The 26,978-nt window shown below is 70.4% G+C and carries 24 protein-coding genes; 13 read left to right on the top strand and 11 right to left on the bottom strand.

The genetic code is table 11. The features are described 5' to 3' along the window. Positions 1-125: 125 nt before the first annotated feature. Complete coding sequence (purU, locus tag AB0N66_RS12760) at positions 126-1,010, top strand: formyltetrahydrofolate deformylase (protein WP_365432354.1); 885 nt, start codon at positions 126-128, stop codon at positions 1,008-1,010. Between the two features lie 140 nt (positions 1,011-1,150). Here purU and AB0N66_RS12755 read toward each other — a convergent pair whose 3' ends face one another. Continuing rightward, positions 1,151-2,356 (bottom strand): maleylpyruvate isomerase N-terminal domain-containing protein, encoded by a 1,206-nt coding sequence (locus AB0N66_RS12755; protein ID WP_365432746.1) that lies wholly within the window; start codon positions 2,354-2,356, stop codon positions 1,151-1,153. 245 nt (positions 2,357-2,601) lie between these two features. Beyond that, positions 2,602-3,186 (bottom strand): sigma-70 family RNA polymerase sigma factor, encoded by a 585-nt coding sequence (locus AB0N66_RS12750; RefSeq protein ID WP_365432351.1) that lies wholly within the window; start codon positions 3,184-3,186, stop codon positions 2,602-2,604. A gap of 388 nt (positions 3,187-3,574) precedes the next feature. Here AB0N66_RS12750 and AB0N66_RS12745 point away from each other — a divergent pair, with 388 nt between their 5' ends. Both AB0N66_RS12745 and AB0N66_RS12740 read left to right on the top strand, forming a co-directional pair. Then, positions 3,575-3,955 (top strand): STAS domain-containing protein, encoded by a 381-nt coding sequence (locus AB0N66_RS12745; protein WP_365432348.1) that lies wholly within the window; start codon positions 3,575-3,577, stop codon positions 3,953-3,955. Between the two features lie 242 nt (positions 3,956-4,197). Next, entirely contained in the window at positions 4,198-4,710 is a 513-nt protein-coding gene (locus AB0N66_RS12740; RefSeq protein ID WP_365432345.1) for an EF-hand domain-containing protein, read from the top strand. 9 nt (positions 4,711-4,719) lie between these two features. Here the strand turns inward: AB0N66_RS12740 and AB0N66_RS12735 are convergent, their stop codons facing one another. Next, positions 4,720-6,264 (bottom strand): AMP-binding protein, encoded by a 1,545-nt coding sequence (locus AB0N66_RS12735; protein ID WP_365432342.1) that lies wholly within the window; start codon positions 6,262-6,264, stop codon positions 4,720-4,722. A gap of 159 nt (positions 6,265-6,423) precedes the next feature. Here AB0N66_RS12735 and AB0N66_RS12730 point away from each other — a divergent pair, with 159 nt between their 5' ends. The 3 genes from AB0N66_RS12730 to AB0N66_RS12720 all read left to right on the top strand — a co-directional run bounded on the left by AB0N66_RS12730 (position 6,424) and on the right by AB0N66_RS12720 (position 9,502). Then, the gene (locus AB0N66_RS12730; RefSeq protein WP_365432339.1) at positions 6,424-7,578 is read left to right on the top strand and encodes an acyl-CoA dehydrogenase; all 1,155 of its coding nucleotides are present in this window, start codon (positions 6,424-6,426) and stop codon (positions 7,576-7,578) included. Between the two features lie 10 nt (positions 7,579-7,588). Continuing rightward, the gene (locus tag AB0N66_RS12725) at positions 7,589-8,563 is read left to right on the top strand and encodes an acyl-CoA dehydrogenase family protein (RefSeq protein WP_365432336.1); all 975 of its coding nucleotides are present in this window, start codon (positions 7,589-7,591) and stop codon (positions 8,561-8,563) included. Positions 8,564-9,055: 492 nt separating this feature from the next. After that, on the top strand, positions 9,056-9,502 hold the full coding sequence (locus AB0N66_RS12720; protein ID WP_365432333.1) for an ATP-binding protein: 447 nt from the start codon (positions 9,056-9,058) through the stop codon (positions 9,500-9,502). 508 nt (positions 9,503-10,010) lie between these two features. Here AB0N66_RS12720 and AB0N66_RS12715 read toward each other — a convergent pair. Continuing rightward, entirely contained in the window at positions 10,011-10,946 is a 936-nt protein-coding gene (locus AB0N66_RS12715) for a cyclase family protein (protein WP_365432330.1), read from the bottom strand. 94 nt (positions 10,947-11,040) lie between these two features. On the opposite strand from AB0N66_RS12715, the gene AB0N66_RS12710 reads away from it, so the two are divergent. The 4 genes from AB0N66_RS12710 (at position 11,041) to AB0N66_RS12695 (ending at position 15,780) form a co-directional block, all read left to right on the top strand. Continuing rightward, positions 11,041-11,952, top strand: a complete 912-nt coding sequence (locus AB0N66_RS12710; RefSeq protein ID WP_365432327.1) for an SDR family NAD(P)-dependent oxidoreductase — start codon at positions 11,041-11,043, stop codon at positions 11,950-11,952. A 54-nt stretch (positions 11,953-12,006) separates the two neighbouring features. Then, positions 12,007-13,245, top strand: coding sequence for an acyl-CoA dehydrogenase family protein (locus AB0N66_RS12705; RefSeq protein ID WP_365432324.1), 1,239 nt, complete (start codon positions 12,007-12,009; stop codon positions 13,243-13,245). 3 nt (positions 13,246-13,248) lie between these two features. Continuing rightward, positions 13,249-14,298 carry a Zn-dependent alcohol dehydrogenase gene (locus AB0N66_RS12700; RefSeq protein WP_365432321.1) on the top strand — a complete coding sequence of 350 codons (1,050 nt, stop codon included), beginning with the start codon at positions 13,249-13,251 and terminating at the stop codon, positions 14,296-14,298. A 198-nt stretch (positions 14,299-14,496) separates the two neighbouring features. After that, entirely contained in the window at positions 14,497-15,780 is a 1,284-nt protein-coding gene (locus tag AB0N66_RS12695) for an MFS transporter (protein WP_365432318.1), read from the top strand. Here AB0N66_RS12695 and AB0N66_RS12690 read toward each other — a convergent pair. Next, positions 15,689-16,756, bottom strand: a complete 1,068-nt coding sequence (locus tag AB0N66_RS12690; protein WP_365432315.1) for a helix-turn-helix domain-containing protein — start codon at positions 16,754-16,756, stop codon at positions 15,689-15,691. The two genes, AB0N66_RS12695 and AB0N66_RS12690, sit on opposite strands and share 92 nt — an antisense overlap. Positions 16,757-16,998: 242 nt before the next feature. Between AB0N66_RS12690 and AB0N66_RS12685 the strand changes: the two genes are divergently transcribed. After that, positions 16,999-18,246, top strand: coding sequence for an MFS transporter (locus AB0N66_RS12685; protein WP_365432743.1), 1,248 nt, complete (start codon positions 16,999-17,001; stop codon positions 18,244-18,246). Between the two features lie 89 nt (positions 18,247-18,335). Here AB0N66_RS12685 and AB0N66_RS12680 read toward each other — a convergent pair whose 3' ends face one another. The 3 genes from AB0N66_RS12680 to AB0N66_RS12670 all read right to left on the bottom strand — a co-directional run bounded on the left by AB0N66_RS12680 (position 18,336) and on the right by AB0N66_RS12670 (position 22,206). Then, complete coding sequence (locus tag AB0N66_RS12680; protein WP_365432740.1) at positions 18,336-18,968, bottom strand: flavin reductase family protein; 633 nt, start codon at positions 18,966-18,968, stop codon at positions 18,336-18,338. 57 nt (positions 18,969-19,025) lie between these two features. After that, positions 19,026-19,850 carry an enoyl-CoA hydratase-related protein gene (locus AB0N66_RS12675; RefSeq protein ID WP_365432312.1) on the bottom strand — a complete coding sequence of 275 codons (825 nt, stop codon included), beginning with the start codon at positions 19,848-19,850 and terminating at the stop codon, positions 19,026-19,028. A gap of 130 nt (positions 19,851-19,980) precedes the next feature. Then, positions 19,981-22,206: an acetate--CoA ligase family protein gene (locus tag AB0N66_RS12670; RefSeq protein ID WP_365432309.1), complete on the bottom strand. Its 2,226-nt coding sequence runs from the start codon at positions 22,204-22,206 to the stop codon at positions 19,981-19,983. 347 nt (positions 22,207-22,553) lie between these two features. On the opposite strand from AB0N66_RS12670, the gene AB0N66_RS12665 reads away from it, so the two are divergent. Together AB0N66_RS12665 and AB0N66_RS12660 are read left to right on the top strand one after the other, a co-directional pair. Further along, complete coding sequence (locus AB0N66_RS12665; protein ID WP_365432306.1) at positions 22,554-23,009, top strand: MarR family transcriptional regulator; 456 nt, start codon at positions 22,554-22,556, stop codon at positions 23,007-23,009. 82 nt (positions 23,010-23,091) lie between these two features. Next, entirely contained in the window at positions 23,092-24,156 is a 1,065-nt protein-coding gene (locus AB0N66_RS12660; protein ID WP_365432303.1) for an LLM class flavin-dependent oxidoreductase, read from the top strand. A gap of 228 nt (positions 24,157-24,384) precedes the next feature. Here the strand turns inward: AB0N66_RS12660 and AB0N66_RS12655 are convergent, their stop codons facing one another. Genes AB0N66_RS12655 through AB0N66_RS12645 form a run of 3 tightly spaced genes read right to left on the bottom strand, consistent with a single transcriptional unit; the run spans position 24,385 to position 26,715 of the window. Beyond that, entirely contained in the window at positions 24,385-25,164 is a 780-nt protein-coding gene (locus AB0N66_RS12655; protein ID WP_365432300.1) for an SDR family oxidoreductase, read from the bottom strand. A gap of 33 nt (positions 25,165-25,197) precedes the next feature. After that, positions 25,198-25,467, bottom strand: coding sequence for a hypothetical protein (locus AB0N66_RS12650; protein WP_365432298.1), 270 nt, complete (start codon positions 25,465-25,467; stop codon positions 25,198-25,200). A 36-nt stretch (positions 25,468-25,503) separates the two neighbouring features. Further along, positions 25,504-26,715, bottom strand: a complete 1,212-nt coding sequence (locus tag AB0N66_RS12645) for an NAD(P)/FAD-dependent oxidoreductase (RefSeq protein WP_365432295.1) — start codon at positions 26,713-26,715, stop codon at positions 25,504-25,506. Positions 26,716-26,978: the final 263 nt, after the last annotated feature.

Here is a 26,978-nt window from a genome sequence, read left to right as displayed (position 1 = left end):
CCGGTCGTCCGGCGGACGGGTCCCGCGTCATGTCCGGGTGGTGGGCGCCGGGTCCGCCTCCTGACCTGGTCCGCCTGGCGGGACGACCGACCGTCCGAGGTGGGCGGTATGGGACCCTGTCCTGCATGAATGAGCAGTCCGTCCGCGGGGCAGCACCCGCCGCCGAGCAGTACGTCCTGACCCTCTCCTGCCCTGACAAGCAGGGCATCGTGCACGCCGTGTCGAGCTACCTCTTCATGACCGGCTGCAACATCGAGGACAGTCAGCAGTTCGGCGATCACGACACGGGACTGTTCTTCATGCGCGTCCACTTCTCGGCGGAGGCGCCGGTGACGGTGGACAAGCTGCGCGCGAGCTTCACGGCGATCGGCGACGCCTTCCGCATGGACTGGCAGATCCACCGGGCCGAGGACAAGATGCGGGTCGTACTGATGGTGAGCAAGTTCGGGCACTGCCTGAACGACCTGCTCTTCCGCGCGCGGACCGGCGCGCTGCCGGTCGAGATCGCGGCCGTGGTCTCCAACCACACGGACTTCGCGGAGCTCGTGGGGTCGTACGACATTCCCTTCCACCACATCGCGGTGACGAAGGACACGAAGGCGGAGGCCGAGGCGCAGCTCCTGGAGCTGGTCCGGGCCGAGAACGTCGAACTCGTCGTCCTCGCCCGCTACATGCAGGTGATCTCGGACGACCTGTGCAAGCAGCTCAGCGGGCGGATCATCAACATCCACCATTCCTTCCTGCCGAGCTTCAAGGGTGCGAAGCCGTACCACCAGGCGCACGCCCGGGGCGTGAAGCTCATCGGTGCCACCGCGCACTATGTGACGGCCGACCTCGACGAGGGGCCGATCATCGAGCAGGAGGTCGAGCGCGTCGGCCATGGCGTGACACCGGACCAGCTGGTCGCCATCGGGCGCGATGTGGAATGCCAGGCGCTGGCGCGGGCGGTGAAGTGGCATGCGGAGCGACGGATCCTGCTGAACGGGCGCCGCACGGTGGTGTTCGCGTAGGGCCATCGTTTCAGCCCGTCCGGCGTTTGAGGACGAGGCCGTCCAGGCCGAAAGCGGGGGTCTGGGGGCGCAGCCCCCGGTACGGGACGGGAAGGGGCGGAGGGGGCGAAAACCCCAACGCCCGCCCATCCGCGGCCGGTCTACATCCGGCTCAACGACGCCGCAGCGAACAGCACATCCCTGATCGCCTCCCGGTCCCCGTCCTGCCCCGCCGCAGCCTCCTCCGGCGACACATGCCCCGCCGCCAGCCGGCAGAACTCCACACCGTCCAGCGCGACATGGGCGACCTCGCGCTCGGCGGAGGCAACCGCGCCGGGAGAGTCGAGCGGGATCAGCCACTCGCCGCCACCGGAGCCCTCGATCTCCAGACGCAGGCTCCGCCCGGGCGCACCCGCCGCGACGAGATGGCGGGGCGGCGCCGCGGAGAGCCCCGCCCGGCGCCGCTCGGCCAGCGAGGCGGGCAGCATGCGGGCCGCCAGATCGATCATGCCGTGCAGATGGCGCGGGGCCGGCGGGTCGTACGGATAGTCCACCGCCTCCGCGATGTCCCCCGCGTGCACCCAGCACTCGAAGGCCCGGTCCAGCATCGAGTCGCTCAGCGGCAACTCGAAGGCGCCGTACTGCACGGGCAGGCGCCCGGAGCCCCCGCCCGCGAACGACACCGTACGGACGAGGTTGTGGCTCTGCTCCCGCCAGGGCCCGCGCACGGAACGGGTGGGCGGGAAGTGCGAGGCGTTCCAGTACGCCTCGGTGCGGGCCGCCGGAGTCGCCTCCCGCGGGGACGCGCCGAGCGGGTCCTCCAGGCCCAGCGCGACGGCGACCAGGCCGTCGACGGTGATCAGATGGGCGATGACCCCGGCGACGGTCGTACGGCGGCTGATGGGCCCGTCGCCCTCGAACCAGCGCAGCCGTACGGGCGCGTGCCACTCGGCGTCGCCTATGTCCTGGAGCAGCGCGTCGAGCCGCGCGGTCTCCGCGTCGTACGGAGCCGCCCAGTCGGGCACCGGAATACGCGGTGGGCGCCGTCCGAGGCAGCCCTCCAGGACGCGGGTGCGCAGCGCCGGGTCGAGGTCGAGGCTCTCGGCCGGGTGCAACAGGCCGACCGCCTCGCGCAGTCGCAGCGCCTCGTCCGCGCAGGAGCCGCAGTCCCCGAGGTGCTCCTCGACGGCCGCCGTCTCCTGTGCCGAGCACGCGGCGAGCGCCCAGGCGCCGAGCAGCGACTTCAGGACCCGGTGCTCAAGGACTAGGGGTTCGGGTGCGGGGGCGGGCACCGGCGTCGGCAGCGGCAGTCCGGTGTCCTCGACGGAGGAACGCGGCAGCGGTATGCGCGGTGGCCGTCCGGGCACGTCGTCCTGAGCGCCCGAAGGCCGGTCGGGACCTTGCGGGCCGCCAGGACCTTCCGCACCGCGGACATCTCCCGGCCGACCCGGCTCCCTGGGGCCGGCGAGGCCGGAGGGGCCGATGGCGCCACCCTCGATGCCCTCCTCCCGCGTCTCGTCCCCGTCCCCGTCCTTGTCCCGCTTGTCCTGGTCCCGCTTGTCGTCGTCCTTGTCCCGCTCGTCGAACGCCTCGAACCGGTCCGCCCCTCCGCTCACCGGACACCCCCGTATCCGGGCGATGCCCCGGAGGGGCCGCCGGTGTCGTGGGCGGTGGACAGGAGCTGGAGGCCGAGGCGGAGCCGGCGGCGGGCCTCGTCCTCGGTGACGCCGAGGTCGGCGGCGGCCTGGCGGTAGTCACGGCGCTGGAAGTAGGCGAGCTCCAGGGCGGCCCGCAGCGGGGCGGGCATGGACGTGACGATGTAGTCGGCGCGGGCGGCCACGGAGGCGCTGCGCACCTTGCGCTCCAGCTCCTCGGTGGTACCCCGGCCGCCCTGGGCGAGCGCGGCGGTCTCCGTGGCGCGCAGCCGCTGGACGGCGAGGCGATGGGTCAGTGTGGCGACCCAGGAACGCAGGGGGCCCTGCTTGGGGTCGTACGCGTCGGGGTTCTCCCAGACGTGGGCGAACACCTCGCGCGTGATGCCGTCGGCGGCCCGCTCGTCCCCGAGCACACGGTGGGCGAGGCCGTGCACCAGCGACGCGAACCGGTCGTAGAGCTCACCGAGCGCCGCCGCCTCTCCGCGTGCGAGCCGCTGTTGCATCTTGCGGTCCCAGCGGGGCGGTGCGTCCTTTGTCGCCATGCGGCCCCCTCACTCTGGTCGTGCCCGGCGCCTGTCCCTGTGTCCAGCCTGTCTGCCCGCGTGCCCGTGCTGTGTCCAGCCTGCGCACACTCACTGTCTCGAATGTAGTCGGCACGTCTGACAGCGCACGCCCCTTTGCGTCAATGTGCGCCCCTGGGCGGTCCATGAATGGTAGGCGCCTGCCCTGGACTGAACACATCGGAACGTACGCGGCCGAAATAGCTCGCTCATCGAGCACTTTCGACTGTAGAGCGACGTTTCTTCGGGCCCGGACCCGTGTTTCATGGAACGACAGTCGGGCAGGCGCGCTGAAAGGAAGCGTAGGGATCGCTTCCATTTCTGGTGCGCGAGGCGTGCGGGACGTGCGAGGCGAGCGAGAGGCGTGGCGGTGACGGTGACGCTCAAGGTGACTGACGACGAAGAGGGCGAGTGGGCCGTGCTCCGGGTGTCCGGCGAGATGGACCTCGTCACGTCACCTGTGCTGCGTCAGCGGGTGCACGACGCGGTGGCCGACGGCCGCCGCAGTCTCGTCCTCGATCTCTCCGAGGTCCTCTTCTGCGACTCCAGCGGCGTCGGCGTCCTGATCGCCATCCGCCGCCTCATCCGGTCCTGCCAGGGCCGCCTGCGGCTGATCCTGCCCGCCCAGGGGGCGGTTGACGGCTCCCACGTCAACCGGGTCCTCGCGGCCCTCGGTGTCCGCCGCCTCTTCGACGTCTACCCGGACGTCGCCGCGGCCGTCGGCGAGGAGTCGACCCCTCTGTCGGCGTGACTCGTCCATTTACGAGCCGTTACGCGCCGTGCCGTTACGTGCCGTGACGCGCCCATGACCTGTCGTGAAGTGATCACTTGGTGTGAAGTGGCTTTCACTCGGCGGGAGGGCTCCGCCACATCGTTGTCCCGGAATTCCCGCAGTCTTGGTACAAGCGTCGTTTTCCCGCTCCCCGGGTGCCTCTGACGTCGTACGCTCCGTCCCAGATGCACCCTCACGTGACGTAAGGCGGCCCGAACGACATGGCCAACAGCGAGTACGAGCGCAGGATCGCTGCCCGGTTCTCCGGCTTCGACCAGGACGGCAACGGCTACATCGACAGGGAGGACTTCAACGTCGCGACCAAGGCGGTCCTCGCCGAGTTCGGTACGGCGGCCCGGTCGGACAAGGGCCAGGCCCTGTACGTGGGCGCGGAGGCCTTCTGGCAGGGCATGGCAGGGATAGCGGACCGTGACGGCGATCAGCGGATCACCCGTCAGGAGTTCGTGAACGGCGCGGTCAAGCGGCTGCGCGACAACCCCGAACGCTTCGCCGAGATCGCCCGCCCGTTCCTGCACGCGGCCCTCGCCGTCGCGGACGCCGACGGGGACGGAGCGGCCACGGTCGACGACACCGCGCGCGTGCTCAAGGCGCTGGGCGTCCCCGAGGGCATCGCCGCCGCAGCGGCCGGCACCCTCGACGTGGATGCCGACGGCCGGATCGGCGAGGTGGAGATCGTCACCGCCTTCGCCCGCTACTTCACGGTGCCGGAGTGAATCCGTGCTTCACGGTGCCGGAGTGAATCCCTGTGAATAGCGCTCCCTGAGCTTGTACTTGAGCACCTTCCGCAAGGTCTCGTTCCGCGGAAGGGCGTCCACCACCTCCAGCTGCTCCGGCAGCTTGTGCACGGACAGCCCTTCCGCACGCAGGTAGGACGTGATCCCGGCGAGGGTCAACTCGTCCGTCCCGGTCAACTGGTCCGCCCCCGGCGGATGTTCGGCCGCCTCGATCACCGCGCAGACCCGTTCCCCGCGTTCGGCGTCCGGCAGTCCGATCACGGCGGCGTCCCCGACGGCCGGGTGCCGGTGCAGCAGATCCTCGATCTCCTTCGCGGAGATGTTCTCGCCCTTGCGGATGATGACGTCCTTCAGGCGTCCGGTGAGTACCAGATGCCCGCCCTCCGTGAGATGCCCGACGTCACCGGTGATCAGGAACCCGTCCGTGTCGAAGGCCTCCGCCGTATGTGCGGGGTCCAAGTACCCCTGGCAGACGGCCTCTCCGCGCAGCCGTATCTCCCCGTCCACGATCCGTATCTCCATGCCTCCGGGCGGCCGTCCCTCCGTCGTCGCCAGGTTCTCCACCGAGTCGTCCGGCGACCCCATAGTGATCATCGGGACCTCGGTCATCCCGTACCCGTGGGTGAGCTGGACCCCCATCTCGCGTACGACGCTGTGGTAGACCTCGGGCGGCTTCGGCGCCCCACCGCCCGCCAGGAGCCGCAGAGTTGGAATGAGCGGTTCTCCCGGCTGCTTGCGCTGTTCGGCGAGGAACATCGAGTAGAAGGCGGTCGAACCGCCGGCCACCGTCACGCCGTGCTTGCGGTAGTCCTCCAGGGCGGCGGGCAGCGCGAAGTGCTCGAACAGCACGGCCGGGAAGCCGTACAGCAGCAGCATCACCGTGTAGTCGGGCCCGGCGATGTGCGCGTACGGGAAGGCCATCGAGCCGATGTCATCGGCGGACAGGTGCAGCGCGTGCGCCAGGCAGGAGCCGCCCGCGATCAGTGAACGGTCCGTGTGCAGGACGCCCTTGGGGTCCGAGGTCGTGCCCGAGGTCCAGTAGATCCAGCGGACCGAGGTGCCTTCGGAGGGCGGGGCGGGGAGTACGGAGGGATCGCCGTCCGGCAGTCGGTCGTACGCCTCGAAGACGCCCTTCGCGCCGAGCCGCCGCGCCATCGCCGTGTGGTCGAAGCCGCGCCACTCACCCGGTACGGCGAAGAACTCGGCCTTGGACTCCCGCAGCGCGAAGCCGACTTCGCGGTCCCGGTAGAACGGGATCACCGGGGACTGTACGGCGCCGAGCCGGGCCAGCGCGAAGGACAGCAGGGCCGTCTCGATCCGCGTGGGCAGCTGCCAGGCGACCACCGTGCCGGGGCGTACGCCCATGTCGTACAGGCCCGCCGCCACTCGCTCGGCGCGGTCGCGCAACTCACCGAAGCTCAGGGACCGTTCGCCCTGGAGGAGGACGGGCCGGTGGGGGGTGAGGTCGGCGCGGCGGGCGACCAGTTCCCAGAGGGTGCGGGAGGAGTCCAGGGTGTGTGCGGTGTCGTTCACTTCGGCCCCCGGCAATAGCTGATGGAACTGACGGACAGTCAGATAGTGCGGAGAGCGTAGGGCTCGCCGCCTTGTCGGTCCATAGGTCCGGAGCTAGCCTGCCTCCTGACGGTCCATCAGGTCACCATCGGAGTGGGCAGGTATCGGAGTGGGCGGGTAATGGATCTCACGTACACGGACGAGGAGGAAGACTTCCGCGCGCGGCTGCGTGAGTGGCTCGCCAAAGTGCTCCCCTCGCTACCCCCGAAACCGTCCCCCGGCGACTGGCCGGGACGGCGCGCTTACGACCTCGGCTGGCAGCGGACGCTGTACGACGCCGGGTACGCGGGGCTGCACTGGCCCGCCGACGCGGGCGGGCGCGGGGCCACCCCGACGCAGCACCTCATCTACCTGGAGGAGACCGAAAAGGCCGGTGCACCCTACGTAGGAGCCAATTTCGTCGGGCTGCTGCACGCGGGCCCCACGATCGCGGCGGAAGGAACCCCCGCGCAGCGGGCGCGCTGGCTGCCGCCCGTGCTGCGCGGCGACGAGGTCTGGTGCCAGGGGTTCAGTGAGCCGGACGCCGGTTCGGACCTCGCGGCGCTGCGCACGCGCGCGTGGCGGGACGGCGACGACTACGTGGTGAACGGGTCCAAGATCTGGACCTCCCACGCGGAGGTCGCCGACTGGTGCGAGCTGCTGGTCAGGACCGACCCTTCGGCGCCGAAGCACCGGGGGATCTCGTGGCTCGCGATGCCCATGGACGCGCCGGGGATCACGGTACGGCCGCTGCGCACGCTCGCGGGCTCGGCCGAGTTCGCGGAGGTCTTCCTCGACGATGTGCGCGTGCCGGTGGCGAACCGGGTCGGCGCGGAGAACGACGGCTGGCGCGTGACCATGGTGACGCTGTCGTACGAGCGCGGTACCGCCTTCGTCGGCGAGGTCGTCGCCTGCCGCCGGGTGCTCGGTGAACTCGCCCGCGAGGCGCAGCGGAACGGCCGCTGGGGCGACGACGTGGTGCGCCGCCGACTCGGGCGGCTGAACGCCGAGTTCCGCGCGCTGTGGCGGCTCACGCAGTGGAACGTCAGCGAGTCGCAGCGCAGTGGGGGAGTGCCCGGTCTCGGCGGGTCCGTCTTCAAGCTGCGGTACTCACATGCGCGACAGGAGCTGTACGACGCCGCTGCCGAGGTGCTCGGCCCCGAGTCGCTCGACCTCCGGCACGAGTGGACCCTCGACCGGCTCTCGTCCCTGTCGTACACCATCGCGGCCGGCACCTCGCAGATCCAGTCCAACATCGTGGCCGAGCGGATCCTGGGCCTTCCGAAGGGACGGTGACGTCGACCCCGTGGACTTTCAACTGGGCCAAGATCAAATGGCGTTGAAGGCGGGCGTGCGCGAACTGCTGACCGCGCGCTTCGGGCGCGAGGGCCTGCGGGCCGCCATGGACAACGGGCCCACGCTCGACCGGGCCCTGTGGCGTGAGCTCGGCGACGCGGGGTTCTTCGCGCTGCGGCTCCCGGAGGCGGACGGCGGCGTCGGACTGGGGCTCCCGGAGGCCGTGTTGGCCTTCGAGGAGGCCGGCCGGGTGCTCTTGCCCGGACCTCTGGTGGCCACCCACCTCGCGGCGGGCACGGTGGACGGGGCGGCCACCGGGGAGGCCGTGGTGGCCGCTGTCGACGGGCAGCTGGTGGAATGGCTGGCGGTGGCGGACGTCGTACGAGGGGACGCCGCCGGCGCGGAGCCGCTGAGGTCGGTGGACCCGCTGACACCACTGCACCGGGTGCCCGCGTCCGAGGGGGCGGACTTGGTCCTGTCCGGGGGTGCGGACCCGGTCCCGCCCATGAGGGCCGACTCGTCCCCGTCCGAAAGGGCCGACCCGGCCGACGTACTTCTCGCCTCGCTCCTCACATCCCTCCTCACCGCCGCCGAACAGCTCGGTACCGCCGCCCGTGTCGGTGAACTGGCCGTGCAACACGCCCGGACGCGTGAGCAGTTCGGCCAGCCGATCGGGGCCTTCCAGGCGGTGAAGCATCTGTGCGCGCAGATGCTGGTGCGGGTGGAAGTGGCACGCGCCGCCGTCTACGCGGCCGCCGTGACCGCCGACCCGCTGGATGTCGCGACGGCCCGGTTGCTCGCCGACGAGGCCGCCGTGCGCGGCGCCCGGGACTGTCTCCAGGTGCACGGCGGCATGGGCTTCACCTGGGAGGCAGACGTCCATCTCTATCTGAAGAGGGCATGGGTGCGGACACAGCGTGCGGGTGGTGCGACGCAGAGTGAGGACGTGTTGGCCGAAGATCTGCTGGTCGGAACAGGCCAGTAGGGCTCTGTGCAGGAACGGTTCGGGAAGCGCCGGAATCGCGTGTCGCGGATCGTGGCATACCGGAATCACGGAGCGTTGATATCGGGTTGTGTCCTAGGCGTGACTTGTCACGGCCTGGAGTCGGCGCCACGCTCCGGTACCTTGTGTGGGATGCGAGTGGTTCTGAGCTTGAGCCATGCCGGTGTTGCCCGAGAGGCGGCTCCGGACCCGGCGATGCACACCGCTCGCAGGGCAGGGCGAATCCTCGCGCCTGCCTGTTCGACTCCCCGTGGCGAGCGTCGCACAGTATCCCGCACGCGTACTCCTTCGCGCTGGAATATGCCCGAAGCGCTTGTTGGGGTGACTGTACGTCAACCATGCTGTCTCGCAAGGGAATCACGTTCCGTGATCCTTGTTCTGGCCATGCAGAAAATGGCTACGATCGTGGCCCTTGTGAGGCGCGAGGCGATGTGTCCGCCGGTTCGGATGGTGTGAGCGGTGCAGGTGCTTCAAGTGCAGCTGGAGATTCGGCCCGACCCCGCAGAGGTGGGGCGTGCCCGGAGGTGGGCGCGTTCGCGGCTCGCCGGGTCCGGGATAGGGGCTGATGAGCCGCTCGCCGAGACGCTGATTCTGCTCGTCTCCGAACTCGTGACCAACGCCGTGGTGCACACGGGCTGTCCCGCCGTGCTGCGGCTGTCCCTGCCGGACGGGGTGGAGGCCACCACCGTCCGCCTGGAGGTGGCCGACTCCAGCACGCGGCCCCCGATCCCCCGGCATGCCGACGGCGAGGAGACCAACGGCCGCGGCCTGGAACTCGTCGACGGCCTCGCGGACCGCTGGGGCTGGTGTCCCGAGGGCGCAGGCAAGCGCATCTGGGTCGAGGTGGACCGTTGTTCGCCGGCTGCGGCGGCGGTGGCCTCCTATCCGGGGTACGAGGACTTCGCGTACGAGGCGGTCTAGCGCACGGGCCTCGGCCCTCGAGGTTTGGTGCGCGGGTTCATGCGCGTATGCACGGGCGCTGTTTCCGTGGCATATATGCATGAACGCTGCCGCCGCGGCTTCGGGGGTGGCTGAATGCGCCGGGCCGTGCTTCCGTGCGCGCCATCACGAATAGGTCATAAGTGATAAATCCCCGAACGGGTGTTGACGTGACGTGTCCGTTTGATCACGCTTGTTGTCAGCGATTCGCCGCGAGGGGACGGCAAGGGTTCCGGTGACGGGAGCCCTCGCCGAGTGCGGGTCGTGACTCGGCGTCAGCTCCCGTGGGGCAGCGGGAGCAGGGCGGGTGCGCCGGAGCCGGATGGCGGCGTGCGGTGCCGCGCTCGGGGCGAGCAGGAGCGCGCCGCCATCCGGCGCTCAGGTGCGGTGCCGGCTACGGCGCCGGTGTGGGTGCCACGGGTTGTGGTGTCGGCTACAGCGTCGGCGCCGGTGCGGGTGCCGTCGGTTGTGGTGTCGGTCTCGGTGTCGGCTACAGCACCGCGACGGGTGCCACCGGCGTCCCCGTGCCGCCGACGAACGGTTCGGGCATCGCGGACAGCAGGAACGCGTAGCGCCCCTCTTCTCCACAGGCTGTGGACAACTCTTCGAGATTCCAGTTCTGGCCCTGCAACATCCCCATTTCGACCAGGTCGAGCGCGTGCACGGGCAGCCACAGGTCCTCGATCTCGGGCGGAAAGATCTCGAAGGTGAGGGTGTCGTTGGCGACGGCGGCGACATCGCGCGCGTGGAACCACTCGGGGGTGCGGACGGACAGACCGGGCGACGGATACCCGTAACCCTGCTTGTCGCCCGCGAGATACACCTGGACCTGGCCCGTCCGTACGAGGACGATGTCGCCCGCTCGTACCCGCGTACCCGCCAAATCCTCTGCCGCCTCAAGGTCTTCGGGTGTCACGGCGTGCCCGCCGTCGAGCCGGTCCTGCCCCCGTGCGCGTGCTACGTCGAGCAGCACGCCCCGGGAGACGATGTGCCGCGGCTTGTCGATCCCGCCGAACTCGGCCCCGCCGTGCGGGGTGATCGTGCCGGCCGGGCGGCCGTTGTAGAGCTTCCCGGAGTGCGAGACGTGGGTGAGGGCGTCCCAGTGGGTCGCCGACTGGAGGCCCATCGTCACGGCGTCGTCGCTGCACGCGACGGTGCCTGGGCCGAAGAGTTCCTGGTTGATCTGCACCATGACGTGCAGGGGGTTGACCCGTCCGGGGATCATGCCGGTCTGTACGCCGTCCTGCTGGAGGGGGAGCGCGAGGGGAACGCGCCGACCGGTACGGACCGTGGCGGCGGCCTCGCGTACGACCTCGTCGGTGATGAGATTCAGGGTTCCGATCTCGTCGTCGGCCCCCCAACGCCCCCAGTTGTTCACGCGTTTGGCGATGTCATGGAACTCCGGGTGAAGCGTCGGCAGTGACATGAGTCCTCCCGGGGGCTTGTCTCCAGGTATCTGACGGGTCGTAGAATCCAGTTGAATCTAACGGACCGTCAGAAACCGCGGGAAGGGGCCGGGCGTGGGGAACTTCCTGGCAGGCAAGGTCATCGCCGTCACGGGGGCGGGGCGGGGTATCGGACGTGCGGTCGCGCTGGCCGCGGCGGCGGAGGGCGCGCGGGTCGTCGTCAACGACTACGGAGTGTCCGTCGAGGGGGCTGAGCCGACGAGTTCGATCGCCGAAGCCGTGGTCAAGGAGATCGAGGCGGCGGGCGGGGACGCGGTCGCGGTGGCCGACGACATCTCGACGATGGCGGGCGGCGGGCGGGTCGTCGAGGCGGCGCTGACGTCGTACGGGCGGATCGACGGTGTCGTGTGCGTCGCCGGGATCCTCCGCGAGCGGATGCTCTTCAACATGGCCGAGGAGGAGTGGGATCCGGTCATCGCGACCCATCTGAAGGGCACGTTCACGGTCTTCCGGGCCGCGTCCGCGGTGATGCGCAAACAGGGTTCGGGGACGCTCATCGGCTTCACCAGCGGCAACCACCAGGGGTCCGTCTCCCAGGCCAACTACAGCGCCGCCAAGGGCGGGATCATCTCGCTGGTCCGCAGCGCGGCGCTGGGACTCCACACGTACGGGGTGACGGCGAACGCGGTCGCGCCCGTCGCGCGCACCCGCATGTCGGCAGGCGTCCCCATGGAGTTGACCGAGATCGGCGAGCCGGAGGACGTGGCCGCGATGGTGGTGTACCTGCTGTCGGAGCGGGCGCGCGAGGCGCGCATCACCGGGCAGGTCTACACGGTCGCCGGGCCCAAGATCGCGGTCTGGGCACAGCCCCGGGAGCTGCGGGCGGCGTACGCGGAGAGCTCCTGGACTCCGGAGCGGATCGCGGAACTGCTGCCGGGGACGGTGGGAGTTGATCCGATGCCGCTGCTGGAGCGGGTGGAGGAGATGGCCCGGGCGGCGGCGGAGAAGGGGCGGCCGAACCGGTGAGGGTGCCATCCGAGGTCAGGGGATTGCCTTGTGAGTCGGGCGGGAGGGGCGCGCGTGGAGTTCGGATTCGGGGCTGAGGACGAGGTCTTTCGTGGAGAGGCGCGCGGCTGGCTGGAGGCGCACCAAGGTGGCGACCCGGCCCGCTCCGAACCGGCTCGCTCCGACTGGGAGCGGGAACTCGGCCGGGGCGGCTGGATCGGGCTCGGGTGGAGCGAGGGCGGATACGGCAACCGGCGGGCGAGCCTGACCCAACAGGTCGTCTGGGCCGAGGAGTACGCCCGCGCCAAGGCACCGCCCCGGTCGGGCCACATCGGCGAGAACCTGCTGGCGCCGACCCTCATCGCCCACGGCACGGACGAGCAGAAGACCCGCTTCCTGCCTCCCGTAGCCCGTGGCGAGGAACTGTGGTGCCAGGGGTACAGCGAGCCGGGCGCGGGTTCGGACCTGGCGGGGATACGGACAACTGCCGTACGGGACACGGGGGGTGGGTCCGGTGACCCTGGCCGGTCTGGCAGGTCCGGCGGGTCTGGCAGGTCCGGTGGGTCGTACCGGATCACGGGTCAGAAGATCTGGACCTCCCTCGCCCACGAGGCCGACTGGTGCTTCGTACTCGCTCGTACGCGGCCGGAGTCGACGCGGCACCACGGTCTGACCTTCCTTCTCGTACCGATGGACCAGCCGGGCCGGATCGAGGTCCGCCCGATCCGGCAGTTGACCGGTACCAGCGAGTTCAACGAGGTCTTCTTCGACGGAGCTGTGGCGAGTGCCGAGCATGTCGTGGGCGGCGAGGGCAACGGCTGGCGGGTGGCGATGAGTCTCCTCGGTTACGAGCGGGGTGTCTCGATGCTGGCCCAACAGATCGGCTTCGCGGAGGAGTTGGGGCGGGTGGTGGAGGCGGCGGTGACGAACGGCACGGCTGCCGATCCGGTCGTACGCGATCTCCTCGTACGGCAGTGGGCGGAGTTGCGGACGATGCGGTGGAACGCGCTCCGGACGCTGGGGAGTTCGGGGGACAGTACGGGTGCGGCGGGGGCGCCCAGTGTGGCCAAGCTGCTGTGGGGACGGTGGCATCAGCGGCTCGGTGAGCTGGCGGTACGGGTGCGGGGTGCCGGAGCCGCGGTGGGCCCTGCGGACTGGTCGACGGCGTCGCCGTACGAACTGGACGCGTTCCAGCATCTGTTCCTGTTCAGCCGGGCCGACACGATCTACGGCGGCTCCGACGAGATCCAGCGCACGATCATCGCCGAGCGGGTGCTCGGCCTGCCGAAGGAACCCAGGGGACAGGGAGGCTGAGCGATGCGGGGCGTGATCTTCGACGGAAAGCAGACCGAGGTCGTGGACGACCTGGAGATACGGGATCCAGGACCCGGAGAGGTGCTGGTCGCGATCTCCGCGGCCGGGCTGTGCCACAGCGACCTGTCCGTGGTGGACGGGACCATACCCTTCCCCGTCCCTGTGGTGCTGGGCCATGAGGGCGCGGGGGTTGTGGAAGCGGTTGGTGTGGGCGTCATCCATGTCCAGCCCGGTGACCATGTGTCGCTGTCCACGCTCGCCAACTGCGGGACCTGCGCCGAGTGCGACCGGGGGCGGCCGACGATGTGCCGCAAGGCGATCGGGATGCCGCAACAGCCGTTCGCGCGGGGCGGTCGGCCGCTCTATCAGTTCGCTGCCAACTCGGCTTTCGCGGAGCGGACGTTGGTGAAGGCGGTCCAGGCGGTCCGCATCCCTGACGAGATCCCCATGCAGTCCGCCGCCCTCATCGGGTGCGGGGTGCTGACGGGCGTGGGGGCCGTGCTCAACCGCGCACGGGTGGACCGGGGAGACACCGTCCTGGTGATCGGTACGGGCGGCATCGGCCTCAACGTCATCCAGGGCGCGCGGATCGCGGGCGCCCTGAAGATCGTCGCGGTCGACTCCAACCCGGCGAAGGAGCCAGTGGCCCGCCAGTTCGGCGCGACCCACTTCCTGACCTCGACAAAAGCCGTCAAGGACATCCTCCCCACCGGCGCGAACCACGCCTTCGAGTGCGTCGGCCGCGTCGAACTCATCCGCCAGGCCATCGACCTACTGGACCGCCACGGCCAGGCAGTACTCCTCGGCGTACCCCCCTCCACCGCCGAGGCCTCCTTCCTCGTCTCCTCCATGTACCTCGACAAGTCCATCCTGGGCTGCCGCTACGGGTCTTCGCGCCCCCAACGTGACATCGCCCTGTACGCGAACCTGTATCGGGAGGGGCGCCTGCTACTGGATGAACTGGTGACGGCGACGTATCCGGTGGAGGACTTCGAGAAAGCGGCGGAGGACGCGCGTGGGGGGAGGGTGGCCAGGGCGGTGCTGACGTTTTAGGTTGTTTAGCCCGTCCGGCGTTTGAGGACGAGGCCGTTCAGGCCGACAGCGGGGGTCTGGGGGCGACAGCCCCCAGGAGCAAGGGACGGGTAGGGGCGGAGGGGGCGAAAAACCTCCACCCACCCACCCGCACCGAAGTTATCCACAGGCCACGAAATCCCATGGGCCGCTGTCAGTCGCGTCCCCTAACGTCGTCGCATGAGCTACCGAGACGTCGCCACCAAACAGGTCCTGGCCTGGGCCGCCGTGGCCATCGGCGCCCGCGCCCCGGTCGCCATGACCCCCCTGGCCCTGGTCTTCCTGACCCGCGAACGCCCGGGCGGCTACACGCTGGGCGCGGCCCTGGCAGCGGCGTACGTGCTCGGCGAGATCGCGGGCGCCCCCCTCCTGGGCATGCGCCTGCGCCCGCAGGACGCCCGCCCCCACCTGGCCACCGGCCTGGCGATCGGCTCGGTCGGCTTCGCGGGCCTCGGCGCGTTCCCGGACGCGCACCCGGCGATACTCGCGGCGTTGGCAGCCCTGGCCGGCGCCGCCCCCGCCGCGGCCCCCGGCGGTCTGCGCGCCCTGCTCACCAGCCTCGTCCCGAAGCGGGCGGTGACCCAGGCGCTGTCCACCGAGTCGATGCTGACCTTCGGCATATGGTCCCTGACCCCGGCGGCGGTCACCGGTCTCGCGCTCGGCGTCGCCCCCAGGGTGCCGCTGCTGCTCGCCGCTGCCCTGATGGCATCGTCCGTCGCGGGCCTGTGGCTGCTGCCCGCGGGCTGGGCGGCGGACGAGACGGACCGCGACGGCGAGTCGATGTCGCGGATCCTGGCCAGGGCCTGGCCGGCGTACGTCACGGGCGCGGCAAGCCTCTCACTGCTGGCCCTCTCCGAACTCGTCCTGCCCGCCCTCCTCGAACAGCGCGACATGGGCGTCGGCTGGGCGGGGCCGCTGCTCACGGGGCTGGCGCTCGGGTCGGCCGCGGGCGCGTTCCTGTACGGGCTGCGCGGCTGGCCGGGGCAACTGCGCACCCGCAGCGTGGTGCTGCTGTGTGCCATGTCCGGGTGCGTGGCGCTGGCCGCGCTGATACCGGCCCTCGCCTGGATGGCGACCGCGCTCGTCCTCGCGGGCGTACTCCAGGCGGGCGCGATGCTCACCCGCAACCTGTCGCTGCGCGAGATGCTCCCGCCGAGCGCGCTGGCCGCGGGGTACTCCGTGATGTACGCGGCAGTGGGCGTGGGTTATGCCGCGACGGGCTCTCTCGCGGGTGTCCTCCTCAACGTCGTCGCGCCGTCGACCGCGATCCTGGCCGGCGTCGGACTCACCCTGTTGCTCACCTTCGTGGGCGCGCTGGGCGAGAGCCGCCGGGTGCGGGTGCGGGCGGCGGGCGGCGGGCGGGGGCGGGGGTTCAACAGCCGCTGTGGAGGAGGTCGTTGTCGACGGACGGGGTGCCGGACGTGGTTCCGGACTGGAAGGTGCGCCGATATGCGGTGGGGGTGACGCCGAGCGCCGTCTGTAGGTGCTGGCGCATCGACTGGGCCGTGCCGAAGCCGGATTCGCGGGCCACCTGGTCGACGGACAGGGCGCTGGACTCCAGCAGGTGGCGGGCCCGTTCGACGCGTTGCTGGGTGAGCCACTGGCCGGGGCTGACGCCGACCTCCTCGCGGAAGCGGCGGGTGAAGGTGCGTACGGACATGGACTCCTGCTCGGCCATGTCGCGCAGCTGGATCGGTTCGTCGAGGCGGCCGAGGGCCCAGGCGCGGGCCGCCGTCGTGGTGGCCGCCTGCGCCTCCGGTACCGGGCGCTGGATGTACTGCGCCTGGCCGCCGTCACGGTGCGGCGGTACGACGGTGCGGCGGGCGACGTCGTTGGCGACGGCGGTGCCGTGGTCACGGCGTACGAGGTGGAGGCAGAGGTCGATGCCGGCCGCGACACCGGCGGAGGTGAGGACGTCCCCGTCATCGACGAAGAGCACGTCGGCGTCGACTCTGACCTTCGGGAAGAGGTTCTGGAAGTGCTCCGCGTGCATCCAGTGCGTGGTGGCCGGGCGGCCGTCGAGATAGCCGGCCGCGGCGAGGACGTATCCGCCGGTGCAGATGGAGACGAGACGGGTGCCGGGGCGGATGTGGGCGAGGGCGGCCGCCAGTTCGGGAGTGAGCACGCCCTCGTCGTGGACGGGGCCCAGCTCGTACGAGGCGGGGATGACGACGGTGTCGGCGGTGGCCAGGGCCTCGGGGCCCTTTCCGACGAGGACGGCGAAGTCGGCGTCCGTCTCGACGGGGCCCGGCGGGCGGATCGAGCAGGTGACGATCTCGTACAGGTCGCGGCCGTCCGCGTCACGCGCCTTGCCGAAGATGCGTTGCGGGATGCCGAGTTCGAAGGGCAGCAGGCCGTCGAGGGCGAGGACGACCACGCGGTGCCGGGTGGATGCCTGCTGCTGGGACGTCTCGTGCGGGAGTGCCTGTCGGTCTGCCATGGCCCAATCCTAGCTAATGCTGTCCTTCGGGCCACTCGTCCTCGGGGATCGCAGGTCCGAAGCTCTATGACGTGACCCAGACGACCGACTCCATCGACCCCAACGACTCGACCGACTGCACCGACGCCGCTGACTCCGCCGACACCATCAAGGCAACTGAGGCCATTGAGGTCGCTGACGCCACCGAGGTCGATGGGCAGACCCGTACCACCAAGTCGACCCGTACGACCAAGCAGCACCGCATCCACCGCGCCTGGTTCGTCGCCGCTGTCACCTTCGTGACGATCATCGGCGCGGCGGCCTTCCGCTCGCTGCCCGGGCTGCTGATCGATCCGCTGCGCGAGGAGTTCTACTGGTCGCGCGGCACGATCGGGGCGGCGGTGTCGATCAACCTCGCGCTGTACGGGCTGACGGCGCCGTTCGCCGCCGCGCTGATGGACCGCTTCGGGATACGGCGGGTAGTCGCGGTCGCCCTGGTCGTCATCGCGCTCGGGTCGGGGCTGACGGTGTGGATGACGGCGGTCTGGCAGTTGCTGCTGTGCTGGGGGCTCCTGGTCGGGCTCGGGTCCGGTTCCATGGCGCTCGCCTTCGCGGCGACCGTCACGAACCGCTGGTTCACGGAGAAGCGCGGCCTGGTGACGGGCATCCTCACGGCGGCCTCGGCCTCCGGCCAGCTGATCTTCCTGCCGCTGCTGTCGTGGATCGTGACGAGGCACGACTGGCGGCCCGCCGCCGTGACGGTGTCCCTCGCGGCTCTCGCGGTGGTCCCCTTCGTATGGCTGCTGCTGCGGGACCACCCGGCGGACGTGGGCCAGAAGCCTTACGGGGCAACGGAGTTCGTGGAGAAGCCCGCCCCCGTGCCGGGCGCCGCCCGCCGTGCGGTGACAGTCCTCCTCTCCGCCGTCCGCACCGGACCCTTCTGGCTGCTCGCCGGTACCTTCGCGATCTGCGGTGCCTCGACGAACGGCCTGATCCAGACGCACTTCGTGCCCGCCGCCCACGACGCTCACATGCCGGTCACGGCGGCGGCCTCGCTCCTCGCCGTCATCGGCGTCTTCGACGTCGTCGGAACGATTGCCTCCGGCTGGTTCACCGACCGCTTCGACCCGCGCCGGCTGCTGGCGGTGTACTACGCGCTGCGCGGCGTCTCGCTCCTCTTCCTGCCGATCCTGCTGTACCCGACCGTGCACCCGCCGATGATCTTCTTCATCGTCTTCTACGGCCTCGACTGGGTCGCCACCGTCCCGCCCACCCTGGCCCTGTGCCGGGAGCAGTACGGCGATGACAGCGCCATCGTCTTCGGCTGGGTCCTCGCCTCGCACCAGATCGGCGCCGCCCTCGTCGCCTTCCTCGGCGGCGTCGCGCGGGACGTGTTCGGCTCGTACGACGTGGTCTGGTACGCGTCGGGAGCGCTGTGCGCGGCGGCGGCGCTGATGGCACTGGTGATCCGGCGCCGGCCCGTGCGGGCGACGCCCCTGTTGGCGGCCTGAAAGCGCCGGTCGACCGGTGGCTGGTCGCCGGTCCCCCGGCGCTCTGGGGCGAACCGTCCTCAGACGAACCGTCCTCAAGCGAACCACCCTCAGACGAACCGCCCCTTGTGGAACAACAGCGGTGCCGCCTCGTCATTGCCCGTGCCCAGCGCCTCCACCCGCCCCACCACGATCAGATGGTCCCCACCTGTGTGCACCGCGTGGATCGTGCAGTCGATCCAGGCCGCGGCGTCCGCGAGACGTGGAGAGCCCGTGACAGGCGCCGCGTCGAACGCGACCCCCGCGAACTTGTCCCCGCCGCGCACCGCGAAGCCGCGGCACAACTCGCCCTGGTGTTCCCCCAGCACGTTGACGCAGAAGACACCGGCGCGGGCGATCCGCGGCCAGGTCGACGACGTACGGCCGACCAGGAAGCAGACCAGCGGAGGGTCGAGCGAGAGGGAGGAGAACGACTGGCAGGCGAAGCCGGCCGGGCCGGATCCTGGGGATCCCGAGCCACCGCCCTCGGAGCCGTCGGCGGCGGGCGCGGTGACCACGGTCACCCCGGTCGCGAAGTTCCCCAGCACGCGGCGGAATTCGGCCTGGTCGACCGGTGCCCGTTCGTCGTCCGCGACCGCCCGTAGCTCCGGGCGCGGCAGCGCTTCGACGGGCTCCGCGACCGTGGGCGCCCCGACCGACCTGAGATATCGGACAGCGGTGGCCGCCATCCCTGCGTGTCCCATCACGACACCCATTGAAGCTGACGGATCGTCAGAAGTGAATGGTGTCAGCGGTTTCGGTCAACGTCCCCGGTACCGGGGCTCCCGCCGCTCCACGAAACTCGCGACCCCCTCGTTCGCGTCCGCCGTCGTCATGTTGATCTCCTGAGCGGCGGCTTCGGCGGCGAAAGCCGTCCCGCGGTCGCTGTCCAGGGACGCGTTGACCAGCTGTTTGGTGAGAGCGAGCGCGCGGGTCGGGCCGGTGGCGAGACGCTCGGACCACTCGCGGGCGGTCTTCTCCAACTCCTGCGGCGGTACGACCTTGTTGACCAGGCCGAGCCGTTCCGCGTCCGCGGCCGTCAGCGCGTCGCCGAAGAACATCAGCTCCTTGGCGCGCTGCGGCCCGATCAGACGGGGCAGGAGGTACGCGCCGCCGCCGTCCGGGACCAGGCCGCGGCGTACGAACACCTCGATGAACCTGGCTCCGTCCGCGGCGAGTACGAGATCGCACGCGAACGCGAGGTGCGCGCCGATCCCGGCCGCCGTGCCGTTCACCGCCGCGATCACCGGCTTTTCGCAGTCCAGAACGGCGGAGATGAGGCGCTGGGCGCCGAGGCGGATCGTACGGGCGACGTCGCCGGGCACCCGTTCCCCGGCCGGCGGGCCCCCGCGCAGGTCCGCGCCCGCACAGAATCCGCGCCCCGTCCCCGTGATGACGACGGCCCGCACGTCCGGGTCGGCGGAGGCCTCCGCGAGCAGCCCGATCACCCGCTCCCGCTGGTCCCAGGTGAGGGCGTTCATCGCCTCGGGCCGGTTGAGGGTGATCCACGCGACGGCGTTGTCAGTGGTGTGAAGTATCAATGAGTCGAGGGACTTTTCGGGAGATTCATGGGGGGAGTCGGACATGGGGGAACTCCGTTTCGTACGAGGAGCAGTGAGCCTTCTGCGCGGAGTAGCTCTCCTGTGCGGAGTAAGCCTCCTGTGCGGAGTGGGCCTTCTGCGCGGAGTGGGCCCACTGCGCAGGAGGCGTGGCCGCTCAGCGGCACATCACCAGCGCGTCCAACGCCACCGCCCCCTGCCCCCGAGGCAGCACCATCAGCGGATTGATGTCCAGCTCCGCGATGTCGTCCCCGAGTTCGAGTGCCATGCGCTGGACGCGTATGACGACCTCCACCAGCGCGTCGATGTCGACGGGCGGAGCCCCGCGGACCCCGTCGAGAAGCGCCCGCCCCCGCAGCTCGGCGAGCATGGTGTGGGCCTGGTCCTCGCCGAAGGGCGGCACGCGGACGGCCGTGTCGTGGAGTACCTCGACGAGGACGCCGCCGAGACCGACGGTCACGGTCGGCCCGAAGAGCTCGTCGTGCGTGACGCCGACGACCATCTCGACGCCCCGTTCGACCATCTGGCACACGAGCACCCCGTCGAGCGAGATCCCCTCGTAGCGCGCGATGTCGGTCAGCTCGCGATAGGCGTCGCGGACCTGGCTGGCCGAGGTCAGCGGGAGCTTCACCAGGCCGAGTTCGGTCTTGTGGGCGATCTGCGCGCCGGAGGCCTTCATCACGAGGGGGTAGCCGATCAGGCTCGCCGCCCGCACGGCCGCCGCCGCACTGGTCACCAACTGCTCGCGGGGCACGCGGATCCCGTACGTGCGCAGCAACTGCTTCGCCGCGTGCTCGCTCAGCTGCTGCCCCGGCCGCATCAGGGCTTGCGCCTTGCGGAAGGAGGGCGAGGGGGTGCGGGGTGCCTCGTCGAAGGGGGAGCGGTAGGCGGCTGCGAACCGGTGGTGGTCCAGGTAGGCGCGTACGGCGGTGATGCAGTTGGCGAACGTACGGAAGGTGGCGACCCGGGACGACCCGAGCAGCGTCTCGCGGTACGCGGCCTCCGTGCCGACCGGCGACCCCCACACCACGCAGACCAGCTTGTCCGTCTGCTCCGCCGCGTCCACCAGATCCTGCGCCAGCTTGTCGCTCATCGGCGGGAAGGGGCCGGTGATGGGACAGATCAGCACGCCGACGGAGGGGTCGGCGAGGATCGCGTCGATGATCTTGCGGCCGCGCCAGTCGCCCACCGGGTGACCGCCGTTGTCGACGGGGTTGGCGACGTTCAGATATTCGGGTATCCACTCGTGCAGCTCGGCCTGCTTGTCGGTCGGCAGCGTGGGCAGGGACAGTCCCGCCTCGCTCGCCAGGTCCGCGAAGTGCGCGCCCGTGCCGCCCGAGATCGAATAGACGACGACCCCGTCGGCCTGCGGGGCGCGGGCGCGGGCCAACAGGGCCGCGGTGTCCTGGAGTTCGTCGAGTCCGTCGACGCGGATCACGCCGTACTGCCGCATCGCCGCGTCCACCACGGTGTCGGCGCCGGTCAGCTTGCCGGTGTGTGAGGCGGCCGTGCGGGCGCCGGTCTCGGTGCGGCCGACCTTGACCGCGACGACGGGAACCCCGCGCCGGGCGGCGCGGTCGGCGGCGAGCAGAAAGGAGCGGCCGTCCTTCAGTCCCTCGACGTAGCAGGCGATGGCACCGACCTCGGGCCGCTCGGAGAAGTAGGAGATGAAGTCGGCGGTCTCCAGGTCGGCTTCGTTGCCGGTGGGTGCCCAGTGGGAGAGCCGCACGCCCAGCTCCTGCATCGCGAACACCGGCCGTCCCTGATGCCCGGACTGTGTGATGAGCGCGATCGCGGGACCGTCGAGGTCGTCGCGGAACCTCTCGAAGGCGTTGAGGTTGGTGTTGGGCCCGAGCAGCCGCAGCCCCGAGCCGGAGACGGCGGTGGCGAGCCGGGCCTGTGCGAGGGCTCCCTCGGCTCCGGTCTCGGCGAACCCGGAGGCGAAGGCGACCGCGAACTTCACCTTGGCCTCGGCCAGTTTTTCGATCAGGGGAAGGGGGTCGCCGACCAGGAGGACGGCCAGGTCGACCTGCTCGGGCAGGTCCGAGATGGAAGGGAGACACGGTATGCCGAAGACGGACTGACGGGTGGGGTGCACCGGGTGCAGCCGCGCGCCGACCCGCTCGGCCCAGGCGATCAGCTGCCGCGTGATGCCGGTGTTCGGCCGCCCCTCGGCGTCCGAGGCGCCGATCACGGCCACGGACTCGGGACGGAAGAAACGGTCCAGATCGGGTACGCCCGCATACAGAGGACGGCCGCTGACGTCCAGGTCGTGGACCTCGGCCGGCCGGCCGTGTACGACGGGTGAGGGTTGCTCGCCGCAGGCGATGACCCGGGCCCGGCGGGAGTCGGTGGTGAGGGTGCCGTGGGTTGATCCAAGCATCGGTCCGCCCGCTCCTGTGTGACAGCCAATTAACTGACGCATAGTCAGATTACTTAACTGACGCCGTGTCAGGAACCGTCGTGCACGCAAAGACGCGTGGAGGGCGCTTGGTTGCGGGTTCTCGACGCCCGCGCCCAGCTCTCGACGGGGCGCCCGGCGTCCACCGGCAGTCTCAGGTGTACCCGCGTGAGCTACGCCCGACCCCTCCGTCGTGTGGCGAACGCTCCGATGAAGATGACCCGAGGGTGACCCGAGGGTGACCCGAGGGTGGCCCAAGGGTGACCCGAGGTGGATACTTGCCCCGTCAAGCATATCGCTTGATTCGTCAAACAAGTAAGATGAGAGCTATGTCGACCTCCGAGCAGCCACTGCAGCCCATGAGTGCGGACGAGGAAACCCTCGTGCGCGAGCTCAGCCGGGTGATGATCGCCCTGCCTCGCGTGGTCGACGCCGACATGATGCGAGAGCAGCACATGCAGCTCTCCGAGTACATGACACTGATGTTCCTGTCCGAGGCCCCGCACCGGCTGATGCGCATGAGCGAGCTCGCCGCCATCGGCAGCCTCTCGCTGAGCGGGATGACCCGCATCGTCACTCGCCTGGAGAAACTGGGACTGGTCGAACGGGTCAGATGCGCCGAGGACGCCCGAGGGTGGAACGCCGTCCTCACGGATGCGGGCCTCGCCCGGCTGGAACAGGCGTGGCCCGCCCACCTGGCCAGCGTCCGGCGCCACATCCTCAACCACGTCGAGGGCACCGACCTGACCCAACTCATCAGCGCGCTGCGGCACTTCGCGACCTGACACACCTGGCGACACACCTACTGACACACCTATCGACACACCTGGTGATGCGCGCCGGAGCGAGAACCCGAGGAGCACGACCATGACCGACCACTCGATCGACCGAACCGGTGACAAAGACGTCACGCTCGGGCTCGACACCTTCGGCGACGTGACGAACGACGCCGAGGGCACACCGCTGACGCACGGCGAGACCATTCGCGGACTGGTCGAGGAAGGCGTCCTCGCCGACCAGGTCGGCCTGGACCACTTCGCGATCGGCGAGCACCACACCGAGAGGCAGCCGCTCTCGGCAGCCGACGTCGTGCTCGCGGCCATCGCGGCCCGCACCTCGCACATCCGCCTCGGTTCGGCGGTGACGGTGATCAGCTCGGACGACCCCGTCCGGGTCTTCCAGCGCTACGCCACGCTCGACGGCGTCTCCGGCGGTCGCGCCGAGGTGATCCTCGGCAGGGGATCGAGCACCGAGTCCTTCCCGATCTTCGGCTATGACCTGAACGACTACGAGGAGCTGTTCGAGGAGAAGCTCAACCTGTTCGCCGAACTGCTCCAGGAGAAGCCGGTCACCTGGTCGGGCAACACCCGCCCGTCGCTCGACGGCCTCTCCATCTACCCGCACAGCGAGTCGGGAGCGATCCCGACCTGGGTCGGCGTCGGCGGCAGCCCCCAGTCGGTCGTCCGGACCGCCAAGTACGGCTTCTCGCTGATGCTCGCGATCATCGGGGGCGAAACAGCCCGCTTCGCACCGTTCTCCCAGCTGTTCCAGCAGGCGCTGGAGAAGTTCGGACAGCCCCGGCGGCCCGTCGGCGTCCATGCGCCCGGCCATGTCGCGGCCACCGACGAGCAGGCGGTGGAGGAGTTTCTGCCCGCCTTCGAAACCGTGATTCGCGGCGTGGCCAAGCAGCGAGGTTTCCGTACCCCCACCCGCGAGAGCCTCATGCGTGATGTGGGCCCCGGTGGCGCGCTGCACGTGGGATCGCCCGAAACCGTGGCCCGCAAGATCACCGCGACACTCAAGGAACTCGACGCGACCCGCTTCGACCTCAAGTACGCGATGGCCGGCATGCCGCACAGCACGCTCCTGACCAACATCGAGCTGTACGGCACGAAGGTGGCACCCCTGGTGCGCGAGATGATGAGCTCCTGACGCCTCGGCGTTCTCGGCGTTCATCGGCCGTGCGGCGCGAACCGGCACGACCGCTTGTTCTGTGACGTCCACGGTTCACGGCCGCGTGAAGACGGCCTCGCAGTTCATCCCGGCCGGTGGCAGGCCGGGGACCCGGACATCGCGATCCTCAGCGACGCGGACGCACGGCGTGGGTGTCGTCGTCCGTGCCGACGGCCTCAGTAGTAGGTCGTCCGCGCCGACGGCGCCTCAGTAGTAGATGGGGCCTCGGGTACCGCCGCTCGCGACGATCGGATCGCCGTTCAGCGCGACGCTTTTCGGGCTGGCGAGGAAGGTGACCACAGCCGCGACCTCCTGCGCGGTCACCAGACGGCCGATCGACACCGTCGACGCCATCGCCCGCTCCACCTCCTGCACGCTGGTGCCTCGTGCGTCGGCCGTAGCGGCGAGCACCTGCGTGGTCTGCTCGGTACGCGTCGCGCCAGGGTGTACGACCAGGACGTTCACGCCTTGAGGGCCGAGTTCGTCCGCGAGGTTCTTGCTCAGTGCGGCCACTGCGACGTTGCGTACGGATCCGACCACCGAACCCGTCTGGCGTGCGGCAAGGCCGGCGATGTTGATGATGCGGCCCCAGCCCTGAGCGGTCATGAGCGGCGCAAAGGCACGTGCCGTGCGTAGATATCCCTGGACCTTGACGTTGATCTCGCCTTCCAACGCGTCCTCGGAGAAACCACCGGTGTTGGGGGTGGCTGCGGCATTGACGAGAATGTCGACGCCTCCGAGCTGCCGGACGACCTCCTCGGCCATCGCGGCCACGGACTGGTCGTCCCCGGTGTCGGCAGGTACACCGATCACTCGGCGGCCGCTCTCCGCGGCGAGCTGCTCGGCAGCCCTCGTGAGAGCGTCCTTGTCTCGCGCGACAAGTGCCACATCGGCCCCCTCGGCTGCCAATGCCCGTCCGATCGCCAGACCGATCCCTCGGCTCCCGCCAGTGATAACCGCACGCCGACCAGTCAGTTCAAGATCCACTGTGACTTCCCTTCATCGCTCCCCACATGATCCTCAAGCACATGGACCCGCCCCCGTGTTCCCGTGGCCGGTCCGCACCGCTTCGGTCAGTTCGCTCCGGTAGCCCGTGTACGTGGCACGCAGGGTCGGCGCGGGCCGGTCGGCGGGCAGCAGTTCGCCGGGCAGGACGGCGTCGGTGAGCAGCTGCCGGACCATGGCTGCGGCTGCGGCTGCGGCGGTGGCGGTGGCGGTGGCGAAGCGCAGCGCCCGCACCTCAGCCGACTCCGACTCCGCTGATTCCGTCCCATGGCCTGTCCAGCGCATCCCCCGCGGCCAGGATGCGCTCGCGCACCTCGGAGTTCAGGAAACAGGCCCTGAAGACGGTTTCCGCGTCGTGGAGTGGCGGGCGATGACCTTCGCGATCTTCTCCGCGTCGATCGACAGTTCGCGGAACATGCCGCTGATGGGGTTGGTGAAGCCACTGAAATAGAGGCCGGGGGCGTTCCTCGGGGTGCGGGCGCCGTGTACGGCCGGGCGGCCGCGCTCGTCGAGTACGCCGAGGTGGCCGACGAGACCCTCCAGGGCGCGCTGGTAGCCGGTCGCGGCGATCACGATGTCCGGGCCGATCCGGCCGCCGTCGGCGAGGACGACCTTGCCGTCCTCGAAACCGTCCACCGCGGCCACGATCTCGACCCGGCCCTTGCGGACGGCGTCGATGAGACCCACGTCCTGGACGGGGATGGAGCCTTCGTTGACACGTGAGTAGAGGCCGGTGTCGGGGCGGGGCAGCCCCTGGGCGGAGAGGTCGGGGACGCTCAGCCTGGCCATCGGCCCGGCGAGGCGGTCGACGAGGCCGACCGGCAGCCGACGTACGACGATGCCCGTGAACTGGGCGGCCCAGCCGGCCGTGGAACGGCGCACGATGTGCGGGGCGGTCCGGACGGAGAGACGGACGCGCGCGGCGCCGCCCTCGATCAGGTCCACGGCGATCTCGGCGCCCGTGTTGCCGACGCCGACGACGAGGACATCGCGGCCGGTGAAGGGGGCGGGGTTGCGGTAGTCGCCGGCGTGCAGGAGTTCGCCGGTGTAGCTGTCGCGGCCTGGCCAGTCGGGGACGTGGGGCGTGTGGTTGTAGCCGGTGGCGATGACCACCGCGCTGCCGGTCAACTCCCGCCCGCCGGTGGCGTGCAGCAGCCAGCCGTCGCCGCCCGGGGCGGGTTCGACGCGCGAGACCTCGACGCCCGTCACGATCTCCAGCTGGTGGTGCTCGGCGTACTTCTCCAGGTAGCGCACGACGTTGTCTCGTGACACCCACCGCCCGAACGCGCGCGGTATGGGCAGACCGGGGAGCGACGACAGTCGCCGTGTGGTGTGCAGGTGCAGCCGGTCGTAGTGGCGCCGCCAGGACGCCGCGACGCGCTCGGACTTCTCCAGCACGACGGCGCGTACGCCCTGCGCACGCAGCGCGTACGCAGCGGCGAGTCCGCCGGGGCCGCCGCCGATCACGTACACGGGGCGGTCTTCGTGGGACGGCACCGGGTGCGGTGTCGAGGAAGCAGAGGAGTCGGCCATGTTCGTGAGCGTAATCACGTGGTCACTTGTTAGGTCTCGGTCAAGCCCGGAATCGGTTGCGAACTGATCACGGCTGTAGGAGGGGTGGGTGGGGCTCGTGGCGTAGGTCACTTGGTTGTGCTGGGCGCGTGGAGGGGGCGGGTGCGGTGGGGCTCGGTGGAGGGCTCGCGCCGGGCTGTTCGGGGGAGGGGCCGCGCTGGGGCCCTCGGTGGAGAGGGGCTTGGGTGCCGGGAGCGTGCGGCGGTGGTGTACGCCTCTTGCGT

The sequence above is a fragment of the Streptomyces sp. NPDC093544 genome (assembly GCF_040683495.1).
GTDB lineage: Bacteria > Actinomycetota > Actinomycetes > Streptomycetales > Streptomycetaceae > Streptomyces.
Note: the sequence above shows the minus strand (reverse complement) of the source record. Positions and strands in the feature narration are given on the sequence as shown.